This is a genomic window from Pseudomonas sp. CFBP 13710 (assembly GCF_014842235.1).
Taxonomy (GTDB): domain Bacteria; phylum Pseudomonadota; class Gammaproteobacteria; order Pseudomonadales; family Pseudomonadaceae; genus Aquipseudomonas; species Aquipseudomonas baltica.
Genome location: NZ_JACYVJ010000003.1, coordinates 140,931 through 155,188 on the forward strand (window position 1 = coordinate 140,931; position 14,258 = coordinate 155,188).

Here is a 14,258-nt window from a genome sequence, read left to right on the forward strand (position 1 = left end):
GCCCACTCTCAGCTGCAGCATAGAAAGAGCTGAAAAAATCTGAACCCAAAAACCAAAAAGCCCGCAATTACGCGGGCTCCAGGGCATTTCTTACCAACGAGTGCCGGAAGATACCGGCCGCCCGATCATTCCCACTCGATCGTAGCCGGCGGCTTGCTCGACACGTCGTAGGTCACCCGCGAAATGCCTTCGATCTCGTTGATGATGCGGCCGCTCACCGTTTCCAGCAGCTCGTACGGCAGGTGCGCCCAACGAGCGGTCATGAAGTCGATGGTTTCCACGGCGCGCAGGGCGACGACCCAGGCGTAGCGACGGCCGTCGCCGACGACGCCGACCGATTTGACCGGCTGGAACACCACGAACGCCTGGCTGACCTTGTGGTACCAGTCGGCCTTGCGCAGTTCTTCGATGAAGATGTGGTCGGCGCGACGCAGCAGGTCGGCGTATTCCTTCTTCACTTCACCCAGGATGCGCACACCCAGGCCTGGGCCGGGAAATGGATGGCGGTAGACCATGTCGTACGGCAGGCCCAGTTCCAGGCCCAGACGGCGGACTTCGTCCTTGAACAGCTCACGCAGTGGCTCGACCAGCTTGAGGTTCATCTCCTCGGGCAGGCCGCCGACGTTGTGGTGGGACTTGATCACGTGGGCCTTGCCGCTCTTGGCACCGGCCGACTCGATCACGTCAGGATAGATGGTGCCCTGGGCCAGGTACTTGATGTTGTCCAGCTTGCACGACTCGGCGTCGAACACGTCGATGAAGGTACGGCCGATGATCTTGCGCTTCTTCTCCGGGTCGGCTTCGCCGGCCAGGTTGTCGAGGAACTGGTCTTCGGCGTTGGCACGGATCACCTTGACGCCCATGTTCTCGGCGAACATGGCCATGACCTGCTCGCCTTCGTGCAGGCGCAGCAGGCCGTTGTCGACGAACACGCAGGTCAGCTGATCGCCGATGGCCTTGTGCAGCAGGGCCGCGACCACCGAGGAGTCGACGCCGCCGGACAGGCCCAGCAGGACGTTGTCGGTACCCACCTGGGCGCGGACCTGGGCGATGGCGTCTTCGGCGATCTTCGACGGGGTCCACAGTGCCTCGCAGCCGCAGATGTCGATGATGAAGCGCGACAGAATGCGCTCGCCCTGCTTGGTGTGGGTCACTTCCGGGTGGAACTGCACGCCGTAGTAGTGGCGGTCGTCGTCGAACATGCCGGCGATCGGGCAGCTCGGAGTGCTGGCCAGCACATTGAAGCCCTGGGGAATCTCGGTGACCTTGTCGCCGTGGCTCATCCACACGTCCAGGCCGAACACGCCATCGGCGTCGATGTGGTCTTCGATGCCTTCCAGGATGCGGCTCTTGCCGACCACGTCGACGCGCGCGTAGCCGAATTCACGCATATCGGAGCCGGCCACCTTGCCGCCCAACTGCTCGGCCATGGTCTGCATGCCGTAGCAGATGCCGAAGACCGGCACGCCCAGGTCGAACACCGCCTGCGGGCAGCGCGGGCTGTCGGCTTCGTGGACCGACTCGGGCCCGCCGGCGAGGATGACGCCGCGCGGGGCGAATTGGCGAATCGCTTCATCGTCCATGTCGAACGGGTGCAGCTCGCAGTACACGCCGATTTCGCGCACGCGGCGGGCAATCAGCTGGGTGTACTGGGAACCGAAATCGAGGATCAGGATACGGTGGGCGTGAATGTCGAGGGCCATGACTCATTCTCGTCAGATGTATTCGGAAACAACACGGGGCTGTAGTGAACAGCCCCGCTGGATTGAATTTCCGTCTGCCGCCGGGTGTGCACCGGGCGGCAGGCGGACTACCGGGGTCAGCCCACGCGGTAGTTGGGCGCTTCCTTGGTGATCTGCACGTCGTGGACGTGGGATTCAGCCATGCCGGCGCCGGTGATGCGGACGAACTCGGGCTTGGTGCGCATTTCCTGGATGTCGGCGCTGCCGGTGTAACCCATGGAAGAACGCAGGCCACCCATCAGCTGATGGATGATCGCCGACAGGCCGCCCTTGTAGGCAACGCGGCCTTCGATACCCTCGGGCACGAGCTTCTCGGCACCGGCCGAGGAATCCTGGAAGTAGCGGTCGGACGAGCCCTGGGCCTGGGACATGGCGCCCAGCGAGCCCATGCCGCGGTAGGCCTTGTAGGAGCGACCCTGGAACAGTTCGATTTCGCCTGGCGCCTCTTCGGTACCGGCGAACATCGAGCCCATCATCACGCAGTAGGCGCCAGCGACGATGGCCTTGGACAGGTCACCGGAGAAGCGGATGCCGCCGTCGGCGATCAACGGCACGCCGGTGCCTTCCAGGGCTGCGGCGACGTTGGCGATGGCGCTGATCTGCGGCACGCCGACACCGGCAACGATACGGGTGGTGCAGATGGAGCCCGGGCCGATACCGACCTTGACGGCATCGGCGCCCGCTTCGGCCAGGGCCTTGGCGGCTTCGCCGGTGGCGATGTTGCCGCCGATGACCTGCACGTCGGGGAAGTTCTGCTTGACCCAGCGCACACGGTCGATCACGCCTTTGGAGTGACCGTGGGCAGTATCGACCACGACCACGTCGACGCCGGCTGCAACCAGGGCGCTGACGCGCTCACCGGTGTCCTTGCCGGTGCCCACGGCCGCGCCGACGCGCAGGCGGCCCTGGTCATCCTTGCTCGCCAGCGGGTAGGCCTTGGCCTTCTCGATGTCCTTGACGGTCATCATGCCTTTGAGATGGAACTCGGCGTCGACGATCAGCACTTTCTCGATGCGATGCTTGTGCAGCAGGTCGCGGACCAGGTCCTTGTCGGCCCCTTCGCGGACGGTGACCAGACGCTCTTTGGGCGTCATCACTTCGCGGACGGGGATTTCCAGGCGGTTTTCGAAGCGCACGTCGCGCGAGGTGACGATGCCCACCAGGTTGCCGTCGTGCAGCACCGGCACGCCGGAGATGTTGTGCAGCGAGGTCAGTTCGAACAGGTCGCGAACGGTGGCATCAGCCTCGATGGTGATCGGGTCCTTGACCACGCCGGCCTCGAACTTCTTGACCTTGCGCACTTCGGCAGCCTGCTGCTCGATGGTCATGTTCTTGTGGATGATCCCGATGCCGCCTTCCTGAGCCATGGCAATGGCGAGGCGGGCTTCGGTCACGGTGTCCATCGCCGCGGAGATCAGCGGGATGTTCAACTCGATGCCGCGGGTCAAACGGGTCTTGAGGCTGACTTCATTGGGCAGTACTTCGGAATAACCGGGCACTAGAAGAATGTCGTCGAAGGTCAGGGCTTCTTGGCTGATACGCAGCATGCGGGGGCTCCCGAGCGGGAAAATGGAAGCGCGCCATTATACCCACACATGCCCCCACAAGAAAGGCAAAGATGGCCTGGCGGTCAATTGTCCTGGAACTTTACCAGCACCTGCGCAATCGGCTGGTCGAGCCAATCGGCGAATTCGGCGATGAACTCCGCCTTGAAGGGGGTCTGGCCCCAATTATTGAAGATGAAACCCAGATTGGAGAAGGCGCAGGGCTGCAGGAACAGAAAACCATTGATGTCATCTTCATGGCCGCACAGCGGGCAAGTGAAGTTGTCGGTCAGGCCGGGCATCCATTCCTCGAGGCTGTCGAACAGCGCCTCGCCCACTTCCTGACGGCATTCGGGGCAGCCGGCCTCGTGCAGGAAACCGTCCACGGGCGTGAAAATGCAGCGATCGGTGACCACTTCCAGACCGTTGACCGTTTGTCCGTAGGGCAGCACCTCAGGGTTTTCGACGACCTGGCGCGCGCCCGGGCCGATGGCGTAGGCCATGCGGTTGCCGCTGCGGCCACAGGTGCTCAGCTGTTCTTCGACGATGTTCTTGCGTACCAGCCAGCGCAGGATTGCCCGCGCACGCGGCTCGTGCACCGGCAGGGTGGAGAGGCGCGGAACGAGAATGTTCTGAGTGTTCATGCAAGGGCCCGACAGTACGCAAAAGCGGCAGGATAGTCCCCTGCTCGCGCAGGTCAAGGGTTGAAATAGCGGTACAGCAACGCCAGGCCGCTGGCCAGCACCAGCCAGGTCACCAGCCGCACGAACGCTTCGCGGGACATGCGCAGGGTCAATCGTCGTCCGATCAACAGGCCTGCTGCCATGGCTGGGAGCAGGCAGGCGGCAGTCAGCAGCAGTTGGGTGTCGGCATAGACCCCGGCAATGATGAACAGGGTCAGGCGCACGATGGTGCTGCAACTGATCAGCGCGCTTTGCGTGGCGCGCACCTGCTGTTTGTCGTCCAGCCGCGCGCCCAGGTAGATCGCATAGAGAAACCCGCCGCTGCCGAACAAGGCCCCGAACAGCCCGCCGATGGTGCCCATCGGTACGGCCCACCAGGGCGACAACCGTGCGGGTCGCGCCGTGGTCAGCAGCATGTACAGGGCGTAGCCGGTGATGAACAGGCCCATCAGCAGCAACAGCAGGTCGGATTTCAGGTTGAGCAGAAAGACCACGCCCAAGGTGCAGCCCAGCGCCATGAACGGTAGCAACCGCCTGAGCTCCACGCCCACCACCGATTGCCGGGCAGGAAGCAGATTGCCGAAGGCAGCGATGAAATCGAGTACGACCAACAGCGGGATGAGCGTGGCCAGCGGCATGAAGTGGATGAGTACCGGGCCTGCAACCAGTGCCGTGCCGAAGCCGGCAATGCCGAAGACGATGTAGGCGGCGGCGATTGCCAGAAGCATGATGCTCCAGTCGATGAGTGCGTAGTCCATGCGCGGATTTCCTTTTTCCGGGCACTGTGGGGGAGTGGGATCGATGGCGTCAATACGGTTGGGGGTGGGTGGTGTGCCAGAGGGTTCGCGGTGTGGCCGGACGCGGCTTGCGCCGCTGCTACAGAGGAACGCCGTACCAACGGCACAAGCGATCTCCTGTAGCAGCGGCGCGAGCCGCGTCCGGGGTCGCTGCGGTCCATCTGGATGCCCCCACGCTTAATGGTGGACGCGCTCCGGGCACTGCTCCAGAATTTGCCCACGCTCACAGGAGAACCTCTGCATGCTGATGGTGATATCCCCCGCCAAGACCCTCGACTTCGATACCCCGCCGGTCATCCAGCGCCACACCCAGCCTGAATTTCTCGACCATTCCCAGGTGCTGATCGAACAACTGCGCGAGCTCAGCCCCGCGCAGATCGCCGAGCTCATGCATCTCTCCGACAAGCTGGCCGGCCTCAACGCGGCACGCTTCGGCAGCTGGACACCCGACTTCACGCCAGCCAACGCCAAGCAGGCGTTGCTCGCCTTCAAGGGCGACGTCTACACCGGACTGGACGCGACCACCTTGGACAAAGCGGGTTTCGACTACGCGCAGAAACATCTGCGCATGCTGTCGGGCCTCTATGGTCTGCTGCGGCCACTGGACCTGATGCAACCGTACCGACTGGAGATGGGCACAAAGCTGGTCAACGCGCGCGGCAAGGACCTCTACGCGTTCTGGGGCGAGCGCATCAGCCAATGGCTCAACCAGGCCCTGGCCGAACAAGGCGACGACGTGCTGTTCAACCTGGCGTCGAACGAGTATTTCTCGGCGGTCAAGCGCAAGGCTTTGCAGGCGCGCCTGATCACTGCCGACTTCAAGGACCTGAAGAATGGCCAGTACAAGATCATCAGCTTCTATGCCAAGAAAGCCCGCGGCATGATGGCGCGTTTCGTGATCGACGAAAAACTCCACGACCCCCTGCAGCTCAAGGGCTTCGACCGCCAGGGCTATCGCTACAGCGCCGAGCAGTCACGGCCCGACCACCTGGTGTTTCTGCGCGATCACCCGGATGATTGACCTGGCGTGGGTGCGCCTGCCACTGACACGCCAACGTTCTGTACGATACCCCTCTCTTCCCAACCAAGGCTGGCAGTCATGTTAATCGGCATCTTTCTGGTCATCACCTGGATCGTCTTGCTGGTCCGCTACCCGTCCAAGGCGCTGCCGATCTCCGGTGCTGCCCTGTTCAGCCTGGCGTTGCTCTCGCTGTGGGTGATCTGGAGCGACACCCGCGAAGCCCACCGCCTGGCACGCTTGGAGATGCGCATCACCTACGATCCGCAGGGCTGTCCGGGCGACCGTCCGCTGCGCCTGAACCTGAACAACGGCAACAACGTACCGATGCAGGAACTGCAGTGGCAGATAGCTGCCTACGCCCCCGGCCAGACCGCCAACCTGGCCGAAAACCTCTACACCGCACCTCGCTACCGCGGCCCTGGTGAACTGCAGGCCGGTGCCGACTGGCAGGACTGCCTGCCGCTGCCGCCACTGCGCCCCGGCTATCGCCCGCAGACCCTGGAATTTCGCGCCGAACGCTTGCAGGGCAGTTTTTCCCAATAAGCACCGGTAATGGCGAACGCTTGCGCAGTGGTCACGGCAGTGCGGGCGTGACGATCACCGTGCAGGTCGTGCCAGCTGCCAGCAGCATGCCTTCGGGCACCTCGTCCAGCTGGATGCGCACCGGCACTCGCTGCGCCAGGCGAACCCAGTTGAAGGTCGGATTGACGTCGGCGGTCAGCTCGCGGCTCTGCGGGTTGTCGCGGTCATAGATGCCGCGCGAGATGCTGTCCACATGGCCCTTGAGGGTCTCGCCGCTCATCATCTGCAACTGCGCCGCGTCGCCGACATGCACATGGGGCAGCTTGGTTTCTTCGAAATAGCCGTAGACCCAGAACGAATGTTCATCGACCACGGCCAGCTTGGCCTCGCCCACCCGCGCGTAGTCACCGACATGCACGTTGAGGTTGGTGACGTAGCCATCCACCGTGGCCAGCACACGGGTGCGGTCCAGGTCCAGCTGCGCGGCCTCGAGGCGCGCCTCGGCCTGTTGATAGTCGGCCAGCGCCGAGGCGGCGACGTTGCTGGCGTCCTCGCGACTTTCCCTGGAGATCACCAGTTCATCGAGATCGGCACGACGGCTGGCATTGACCTTGCGCATGTCCCAGGCGGCCTTGCGCGACGCCACCAGCGCCTGCGCCTGCTTGACTGCCAGGCGGTAGTGCGCCGGATCGATCTGCAGCAGCACGTCGCCCTTGCGCACACGCTGGTTGTCGCGCACCGGCACCGCCGTGACGTAGCCCGACACATCGGCGGCGACGTTGATGATGTCCGCACGCACGCGTCCGTCGCGGGTCCAGGGTGTTTGCATGTAGTGCACCCACAACTGGCGACCGATGAAGATCGCCAGTGCCAGCACCAGCAGGGTCGCCAACAGGCTGAAAAACTTTTTCATTGCGCAGGTTCTCACCGGTAGACAGTCAGCGCCATGGCGCCGAACAGACAGACGAACAGGCTCAGGCGCAACAGCGCCGGGTGCCAGAAGAATCGGTACACATCGAGGCTGGCGAACAGCCGGTCGAAGGCCCAGGCCAACCCGGCGGCGAGCACGAACAACAGGGTCATGGTCGGCATGTACAGACCATGGAAGGCGATCTCACGGGGCATGCTCGGCTCCAGGCGCGGCCAGTTCGGCAAGGGGTGATTGCGGGTCCAGCAACGAACTGCGAATGAAGTGCAGGTAACTCTGCACCCGGCGCAGCGCCGAGGTATCGAAATGTCGGGCGAAGGGCTCGTCGGTGTTCCTGACCAGGTGAATGGCCTGCTCCACGGCCGCCAACGCGCGCTGGAGGTTGCCCGCCTGGGGCTGGATGAACAGGCGAATCAGCGCACGCCCCAGCACCCGGATCGACTGGCGCCACGGCTGCCACGGGGCATAGGCCGGGTGCACCGGCAAGCGCTCCTGCTCGCGGCGCAGCTCGATGATGGCGTGCCCCACCTCCATCACCACGAACATCCAGCGCAGCAGGTTGCGCTGCACCTGTGGCTGCCCGGCCGCCAGGCCATAGGCCTGATGCAGCAGGTCGCGGGTGCGGCTCTCGAAGGCCGAGCCCAGGCCGCGCGGCTTGCCGCTGATGGCGAACACCACCAGGGCGCGCAGGTCCTGCTCCAGGCGCTGCCACATCCAGCGACTGTTGGGCGGCAGGATGACCGCGCCAGCGGCAGCGCAGAACAGCATCCCCAGGACCATGCCAATGTAGTCGTTGATGAACGCATACGGATCGTACTGGGTGAGGTTGCCGGGCACCGAGCCCATGGAAAAGAAGATCAGCAGGCCCAGTCCATAGCCAACGAAGCGAGGTCGAGAGGCAAGGAAGGCGCCCAGCGTCAGCACCGGCGCGAGGGTCAGGCACAGTAGCGCGAAGCCGTCGATCCACGGCAGCACGAAAAAGGTCGTATAGAAGCCGACCAGCGCCCCCAGCAAGGTGCCGCAGGCCATCTGGAACGACATCCGCCGCGGGTTCGGTGACGCCGCCGACAGGCCTACGGTGGCTGCAGCTACCAGGGTCATGGTCGCGCCGCTGGGCCAGGCCGTCGCTATCCAATAGCCGCCCAGCAGCAGCAACACCAGCGCGCCGCGAATACCGGCGGCGGCGCTGGCCAGCCAGTTGGTCTGCGCACGGTACGGCTCGTCCCAGCGCTCGCGGGCATGCCGATGCTCGGCCAGCGAGGCATGCGTCTGGGCATAGCCGTGCAGTTCTTCGACGAAGCGATAGAGCAACTCCGAAGCGGTGTGAAAGTCCAGCAGGTCGTCATCTTCCGGACCACTCTGCTCGAAGCTGTCACGCAAGCTGCGCACCTGTGCTGGCAGCGCGTCCTTGTACTGCACCATGCGCCGGGCCAAACGTGCGGCATCGGCATCGGTCAAGGCCTGGCCGGCGAAGTCGTCCAGCACGTGCGTCAATGCCTGCAAGGCCGGTTCGATGGCGGTTACCACCTGGCGATGACCGCGCGCGCGGATACGCTCGAGTGATTGGTGCAGCGCATTGAAGCGGGTCGTCACCGCCATGAATTCACTGTTCAGTCGGCTGACCCGACCATTGCGTCGGCGCATGTGCGGGTCTTCGAAGGCCGTCACACTGCGCAGGCTTTCCAGGCCCACCGCTTCGGCGATGAAGCGCACGTTGTCGGCTTCGAACTGTTCCCGTGCGCTGCCACCGCGCAGGCCATCGGCGGCGAACCGGGCGAACACGCCAAAGCGCTGATACAAGGCGTTGCGCATCGAAGCGGAGGCCGACTGCGGCAGAATGGCCGCGCTGACCGCCGTCGCGACGAGAATGCCCAGGGCAATCTCCAGCACGCGCCAGACCGCCGCCATGAAGGCACCGTCCGGATGGGCCAGGGCCGGCAGACCGACCATGGCCGCGGTGTAGCCAGCCAAGACAAAGCCGTAGGCGCGGAAGTTGCGGCAGCGCATGGCACCGGTCGAGCAGAGGCCGACCCACAGCGCCAGGCCGCACAGGAACAGCTCGGTGTTCTGCGCGAACAAGGCGATCAACACCACCGTCACCGCCGATCCCGCCAGCGTGCCCAGCAGACGATAGAAACTTTTCGCGAAGACGTGGCCGCTTTGCAACTGCATGACGATGAACACGGTGATCATCGCCGTACGCGGTTGCGGCAGCTCCAGGCGCATGGCCAGCCACAGCGTGGTGAATGCGGCCAGCAGCACCTTGAAGATGTAGATCCAGGTGACGCCATCGCTGCGTGCCCAGTCGAAGAAACCCCGGCGCCAGGGCAGGCTGCCCAGCCAAGTGGTCATCTACCGATCACCACCAGTGGCTTGGGAACCTGCAGACGCTGCGCGGCAGGGGTATCGCTGCCCGCCCCCAGACCACCGCCCAGGGCCGTGACCAACTGCGCATGCACCGCCAGCCGCGCAGCCTGCACCTGTTGCTCGACCTGCTGCTGGCGCAACAGCAAAGTCTGCGCATCGAGCACTTCCAGGTAGCCGGTCAGACCGCGCTGGTAGGCGATCAGGGCGATGTCGTAGCTCTTGCGCGCCGACGCCACCGATTGCTCGGCGAAGGCCTGTTGCTTGGCCATGGAGGCGCGGCGAATCAGCTGGTCGGAGATCTGCTTGAGCGCCTCCACCAACGTCTGGTTGTAGCGTGCCACGGCCAGGTCGTAGCCGGCCGATGCATCGGCCAACTGCGCACGCAGCCGACCGCCATCGAAGATCGGCAGGCTCAACGCGGGGCCGGCGTTGTAGCTCAGCTTCCGCCCGGCGAGGAACTCCAGCATGCCGCCGCCGGTAGCCAGGTAACTCAGGCTGCCGACCAGATCGACGTTGGGATAGAAGCCGGCATGGGCCACTTCGATACCCCGCGCGTTCGCCGCCACGGCCCAGCGGCTGGCGACCACATCCGGGCGCTGCCCCAGCAGTTGTGCGGGCAGCACCGAAGGCAACCCAAGCGGCGCTTGCAGAGACAAGCTAGGACGCGTGAGTTGGCTGCCCTGCCCCGGCCCTTTGCCCGCCAGTGCGGCCAGTTGGTTCTGTGCGAGGGAAATCTGCTCATCCAGGGCGTCGATCTGCCGATGGGTTTCCGGCAGCAGAGTCTCGGCCTGGCTGACTTCCAGATGGGTGCCGATGCCGCCGCGCAGACGCCGCTGCGCCAGCGCCAGGATCTGCTCTTGCTGGGTCAGGGTGCTGTGCGCGATGTCGCGCTGGGCATAGTGCAATGAGAGCTGGATGTACGCCTGCACCACGTTGCTCGCAAGCTCCAGCCGAGCCTGCCGCGCCTGAGCGACGCTCATGTGTGCAAGGTCGACGGCGCGCTCGCTGGCATTGCGCTCACGGCCCCACAGGTCCAGCGCATAGGTGAAGCCCAGACCGGCGTCATTGTCCCACGTGGTCTGGCGCGACAGGTCGCCGGGACCATAGAAGGGGTCGGCAGGCCAGGCGTGGCGATGCAAATGAGCGCTGGCCTCGATGTGCAGGGATTCGGCGGACTCCGCCAGCCCCGCCATGGCCTTGGCCTCGCGCACGCGGGCGGCCGCCATGGCCATGCTCGGGCTGCCGAGCAAGGCCAGGCTCACCCAGGCATCGAGCTGCTTGTCGCCATACGCTTGCCACCATTGGCCCTCAGGCCAGCGAGCATCCTGGACGGCGGTTTGAATGGCAGCGTCGGTGGCCAGCGCATCGGCCGACAAGGCTTCGCCCTCAGGAGCGATGCCGGCAGTGCCGATACAGCCGGTCAAGGCCAGGGTCAAGATCCAGATACTGAGGGTTTTCAACTCGTCGATGAGGCGGCGCGGCACTGCGGCGATTTCCGGAAAGGGGGTAGGCGTGCGGAGGGGTCTGGGCCGGCATTCTAGAGCGGGTGCACAGCGGCGATAAGCTGGAATTCCTGCGAATCTTTGTTACCGAACCGGCGATAATCCTTCTGTATAATTGTTGCTTCATGCGACAATTTGTCCGTCGAACCAGAGACCGAATCATGGACACCTTGCAAAACATGCGTGCGTTCACCTGTGTGGCCGAAGCCGGCAGTTTCACCGCCGCCGCCGCGCAACTGGACACTACCACCGCCAACGTCTCGCGCGCGGTGTCCAACCTCGAAGCACACCTGCAGACGCGGCTGCTCAACCGCACGACCCGACGCATTGCCCTGACCGAGGCCGGCAAACGCTACCTGGTGCGCTGCGAGCAGATCCTCACCTATGTGGCGGAAGCCGAGGCCGAGGCCAGCGACGCCCACGCGCGGCCTTCGGGGCAGTTGAAGGTGCACACCATGACCGGCATCGGCCAGCACTTCGTGATCGACGCCATCGCGCGCTACCGGCGTACCCATCCGGACGTGACCTTCGACCTGACCCTGGCCAACCGGGTCCCGGACCTGCTCGACGAAGGCTATGACGTGTCCATCGTCCTGGCCAGCGAGCTGCCCGATTCGGGCTTCGTCTCGCAACGCCTGGGCATCACCTACAGCATCGTCTGCGCCTCCCCCGAATACGTGAAGGCTCATGGCTCGGCGCGCACGCCCGGCGATCTGCGCGACCATGCCTGCCTGCGCCTGGTCAGCCCGGTGGTGCAACTGGAAAAATGGCTGTTTCAGGGCCCCGATGGTCAGGAAATGGTCAACATCAGCAACGCACCGTTCCAGGTCAATTCCGCCGATGCGATGAAGACCGCCATCAGCAGTGGCATGGGCGTGGGCGTGCTGCCTATCTACGCGGCCATCGATGGCCTGCGCAACGGCACGCTGGTACGCATGCTGCCCGAATACCGCCTGCAGGAGTTGAACCTGTACGCCATCTATCCGTCCCGTCAGTACCTGGATGCGAAGATCAAGACCTGGGTGGAATACCTGCGCGGTTCGCTGCCCGACATTCTGGCGGCGCACGACGCCGACCTGCAGACCTTCGACCTGCAGATCGCCAACTGAGCCGGGATTGTTTCTGCTCGAGCGGGAATGTTAGCGTGCTCTCATTACCTCCCGACGAGCACACGCCCAATGAAAAAAACCGTCCTCGCGTTCAGCCGTATCACCCCTGCCATGGTCGAGCGGCTCGAAGCGCATTTCGACGTCATCGTGCCCAACCCGAAGGCGGGTGACATCGCCGCGCAGTTCAACGAGGCGCTGCCCAAGGCCCACGGCCTGATCGGCGCCGGCCGGCCATTGGGCCGCAAGCAACTGGCCGACGCCGCCAACCTGGAGGTGGTTTCCAGCGTGTCGGTGGGCTACGACAACTACGACGTCAGCTATTTCGACGAGCGCGGCATCATGCTCACCAACACCCCTGACGTACTGACCCAAAGCACCGCCGACCTGGCCTTCGCCCTGATCATGAGCAGCGCCCGGCGCGTGGCCGAACTGGACGCCTGGACCAAGGCCGGCAACTGGAAAGCCAGCGTCGGCCCCGACCAGTTCGGCACCGATGTGTACGGCAAGACGCTGGGCATCGTCGGCCTGGGCAATATCGGCGCGGCAGTGGCACGCCGCGGACGGCTGGGCTTTGACATGCCCATCCTGTACAGCGGCAACAGCCGCAAGCCTGAACTGGAGCAGGAACTGGGTGCGCAGTTTCGCAGCCTCGAGCAACTACTGGCGGAGGCGGATTTCGTCTGCCTGGTGGTGCCGCTCAGCGACAAGACGCGGCACATGATCGGCACCGCCGAGCTGGCGCAAATGAAGAAGAGCGCCATTCTGGTGAATATCTCGCGCGGGCCGGTGGTCGATGAAGCGGCGCTGGTGCAGGCGCTGCGCGACGGCACCTTGCGCGGCGCCGGCCTGGATGTCTACGAGAAGGAACCGCTGGCCGAATCGCCATTGTTCCAGCTGGGCAACGTCGTGACGCTGCCGCACATCGGCTCGGCCACGGCGCAGACCCGTGATGCCATGGCTTATCGCGCCATCGACAACCTGACGGCGGCGCTGCTCGGCAAACGCCCTCAGGATCTGGTCAACCCGCAGGCGTTCAAGGGCTAGGGCGAACCAGCGCCGCGCCGCCCGGCACCGGCTGCGCCCCCAGCGACCCAGTCGACGGGGGCGTCGCCGGCCTGGCGCCCTTGCGAAACACCAGCACGTTGCCAAGCATCACCAGTACCAGCCCGCCCAGGGCCGGTGCGGTCCATTGGTACCCTTCGGCATAGGCCGAGACGTTCAACGCCACCACCGGGAACAGCACCGTGCAGTAAGCGGCGCGCTCGGGACCCATGCGACCCACCAGGGTCAGGTAGGCGGTAAAGCCGATCACCGAGCCGGGTATCACCAGGTACAGCAGCGAGCCGACGTAGCGCATGCTCCAGTCGATGGTGAACGGCGTGCCGCGCAGCAGGCAATAGCCGCCCAGCAGCAGCGCTCCGTACAGCATGCCCCAGGCATTGGTGGTCAGCGGCCTCAACCCGGCTTTCTGCTGCACGCTGGAGAGCATGTTGCCCGCCGAGAAACACAAGGTGCCCAGCAGCGCCAGGCCCAGGCCGAGCAGGGTCTGCGGGCTGGCATCATGGCCGGCCAGCTCCGGCCAGAACAGCAGGCCCAGGCCAAGCAGGCCAAGACCACCTGCACCGATCACGCTGGCGGTGATCCGTTGCCCCAGAAAGATCCGCGCGTTGAGTGCATTCCACAAGGTCGCCGTGGAGAACACCACCGCGATCAGCCCGGTCGGCAGCCACTGGCTGGCGGTGAGAAAACACATGAAATTCACGCAGAACAGGCACAGCCCCTGGGCCAGGCAGATGAAGTGACCACGCCGACCCATGCCCTGCAGTCGCCGGGTGGCCAGCAGGATCACGAACAGCACCAGCGCGGCGAGGCCGAAGCGGTAGACGATGGACACGGGAATCTCGACCACGCCCAGTTGCAGCTTGAGGGCGATCCAGGTCGTTCCCCAGATCAGTACGGTCAGCAGATACAACGATAGGTTCATGACAAGGCCCTCCGGGGTCAGGGGCCCATTGTCCGAGCAGCGGCCGATCCCGGCTTGCA

At 64.6% G+C, this 14,258-nt stretch carries 13 protein-coding genes; 4 read left to right on the forward strand and 9 right to left on the reverse strand.

All coding sequences use genetic code 11. The features are described 5' to 3' along the window. Positions 1-125 precede the first annotated feature (125 nt). The 4 genes from guaA to IFT44_RS09060 form a co-directional block, all read right to left on the reverse strand. Complete coding sequence (gene guaA / locus IFT44_RS09045) at positions 126-1,703, reverse strand: glutamine-hydrolyzing GMP synthase (RefSeq protein ID WP_185795040.1); 1,578 nt, start codon at positions 1,701-1,703, stop codon at positions 126-128. Positions 1,704-1,819: 116 nt separating this feature from the next. After that, positions 1,820-3,289 carry an IMP dehydrogenase gene (gene guaB / locus IFT44_RS09050; protein ID WP_122475125.1) on the reverse strand — a complete coding sequence of 490 codons (1,470 nt, stop codon included), beginning with the start codon at positions 3,287-3,289 and terminating at the stop codon, positions 1,820-1,822. An 83-nt stretch (positions 3,290-3,372) separates the two neighbouring features. After that, positions 3,373-3,930 (reverse strand): sugar ABC transporter ATPase, encoded by a 558-nt coding sequence (locus IFT44_RS09055; RefSeq protein ID WP_122475127.1) that lies wholly within the window; start codon positions 3,928-3,930, stop codon positions 3,373-3,375. Between the two features lie 53 nt (positions 3,931-3,983). Then, entirely contained in the window at positions 3,984-4,727 is a 744-nt protein-coding gene (locus IFT44_RS09060) for a sulfite exporter TauE/SafE family protein (RefSeq protein ID WP_192175784.1), read from the reverse strand. Positions 4,728-5,007: 280 nt separating this feature from the next. Between IFT44_RS09060 and yaaA the strand changes: the two genes are divergently transcribed. Both yaaA and IFT44_RS09070 read left to right on the forward strand, forming a co-directional pair. Beyond that, positions 5,008-5,787: a peroxide stress protein YaaA gene (gene yaaA / locus IFT44_RS09065; RefSeq protein ID WP_192102606.1), complete on the forward strand. Its 780-nt coding sequence runs from the start codon at positions 5,008-5,010 to the stop codon at positions 5,785-5,787. A 78-nt stretch (positions 5,788-5,865) separates the two neighbouring features. Further along, the gene (locus tag IFT44_RS09070) at positions 5,866-6,330 is read left to right on the forward strand and encodes a multidrug transporter (RefSeq protein ID WP_122475130.1); all 465 of its coding nucleotides are present in this window, start codon (positions 5,866-5,868) and stop codon (positions 6,328-6,330) included. A gap of 31 nt (positions 6,331-6,361) precedes the next feature. Here the strand turns inward: IFT44_RS09070 and IFT44_RS09075 are convergent, their stop codons facing one another. Genes IFT44_RS09075 through IFT44_RS09090 form a run of 4 tightly spaced genes read right to left on the reverse strand, consistent with a single transcriptional unit; the run spans position 6,362 to position 11,088 of the window. Next, the gene (locus IFT44_RS09075) at positions 6,362-7,222 is read right to left on the reverse strand and encodes an efflux RND transporter periplasmic adaptor subunit (RefSeq protein WP_192175785.1); all 861 of its coding nucleotides are present in this window, start codon (positions 7,220-7,222) and stop codon (positions 6,362-6,364) included. 11 nt (positions 7,223-7,233) lie between these two features. Then, on the reverse strand, positions 7,234-7,434 hold the full coding sequence (locus IFT44_RS09080) for a DUF1656 domain-containing protein (protein ID WP_122475134.1): 201 nt from the start codon (positions 7,432-7,434) through the stop codon (positions 7,234-7,236). Then, positions 7,424-9,589 carry an FUSC family protein gene (locus IFT44_RS09085; protein WP_192175786.1) on the reverse strand — a complete coding sequence of 722 codons (2,166 nt, stop codon included), beginning with the start codon at positions 9,587-9,589 and terminating at the stop codon, positions 7,424-7,426. Before IFT44_RS09085 ends, IFT44_RS09080 begins: the two co-directional genes overlap by 11 nt. Then, positions 9,586-11,088 (reverse strand): efflux transporter outer membrane subunit, encoded by a 1,503-nt coding sequence (locus IFT44_RS09090; RefSeq protein ID WP_192175787.1) that lies wholly within the window; start codon positions 11,086-11,088, stop codon positions 9,586-9,588. Before IFT44_RS09090 ends, IFT44_RS09085 begins: the two co-directional genes overlap by 4 nt. Before the next feature lie 179 nt (positions 11,089-11,267). On the opposite strand from IFT44_RS09090, the gene IFT44_RS09095 reads away from it, so the two are divergent. Together IFT44_RS09095 and IFT44_RS09100 are read left to right on the forward strand one after the other, a co-directional pair. Beyond that, complete coding sequence (locus IFT44_RS09095) at positions 11,268-12,215, forward strand: LysR family transcriptional regulator (protein WP_122475138.1); 948 nt, start codon at positions 11,268-11,270, stop codon at positions 12,213-12,215. A gap of 69 nt (positions 12,216-12,284) precedes the next feature. Beyond that, positions 12,285-13,259: a 2-hydroxyacid dehydrogenase gene (locus IFT44_RS09100; protein WP_122475140.1), complete on the forward strand. Its 975-nt coding sequence runs from the start codon at positions 12,285-12,287 to the stop codon at positions 13,257-13,259. Here IFT44_RS09100 and IFT44_RS09105 read toward each other — a convergent pair. Then, a complete protein-coding gene (locus IFT44_RS09105) occupies positions 13,249-14,199 on the reverse strand; it encodes a DMT family transporter (RefSeq protein ID WP_192058631.1) in 951 nt (316 codons plus the stop codon). The two genes, IFT44_RS09100 and IFT44_RS09105, sit on opposite strands and share 11 nt — an antisense overlap. Between the last annotated feature and the right edge of the window lie 59 nt (positions 14,200-14,258).

Excerpts from the sequence above, each read along its gene's own strand:
- guaA (WP_185795040.1), bottom strand. The coding sequence starts at position 1,703 with ATGGCCCTCGACATTCACGCCCACCGTATCCTGATCCTCGATTTCGGT.
- guaB (WP_122475125.1), bottom strand. The coding sequence starts at position 3,289 with ATGCTGCGTATCAGCCAAGAAGCCCTGACCTTCGACGACATTCTTCTA.
- IFT44_RS09055 (WP_122475127.1), bottom strand. The coding sequence starts at position 3,930 with ATGAACACTCAGAACATTCTCGTTCCGCGCCTCTCCACCCTGCCGGTG.
- IFT44_RS09060 (WP_192175784.1), bottom strand. The coding sequence starts at position 4,727 with ATGGACTACGCACTCATCGACTGGAGCATCATGCTTCTGGCAATCGCC.
- yaaA (WP_192102606.1), top strand. The coding sequence starts at position 5,008 with ATGCTGATGGTGATATCCCCCGCCAAGACCCTCGACTTCGATACCCCG.
- IFT44_RS09070 (WP_122475130.1), top strand. The coding sequence starts at position 5,866 with ATGTTAATCGGCATCTTTCTGGTCATCACCTGGATCGTCTTGCTGGTC.
- IFT44_RS09075 (WP_192175785.1), bottom strand. The coding sequence starts at position 7,222 with ATGAAAAAGTTTTTCAGCCTGTTGGCGACCCTGCTGGTGCTGGCACTG.
- IFT44_RS09080 (WP_122475134.1), bottom strand. The coding sequence starts at position 7,434 with ATGCCCCGTGAGATCGCCTTCCATGGTCTGTACATGCCGACCATGACC.
- IFT44_RS09085 (WP_192175786.1), bottom strand. The coding sequence starts at position 9,589 with ATGACCACTTGGCTGGGCAGCCTGCCCTGGCGCCGGGGTTTCTTCGAC.
- IFT44_RS09095 (WP_122475138.1), top strand. The coding sequence starts at position 11,268 with ATGGACACCTTGCAAAACATGCGTGCGTTCACCTGTGTGGCCGAAGCC.
- IFT44_RS09100 (WP_122475140.1), top strand. The coding sequence starts at position 12,285 with ATGAAAAAAACCGTCCTCGCGTTCAGCCGTATCACCCCTGCCATGGTC.
- IFT44_RS09105 (WP_192058631.1), bottom strand. The coding sequence starts at position 14,199 with ATGAACCTATCGTTGTATCTGCTGACCGTACTGATCTGGGGAACGACC.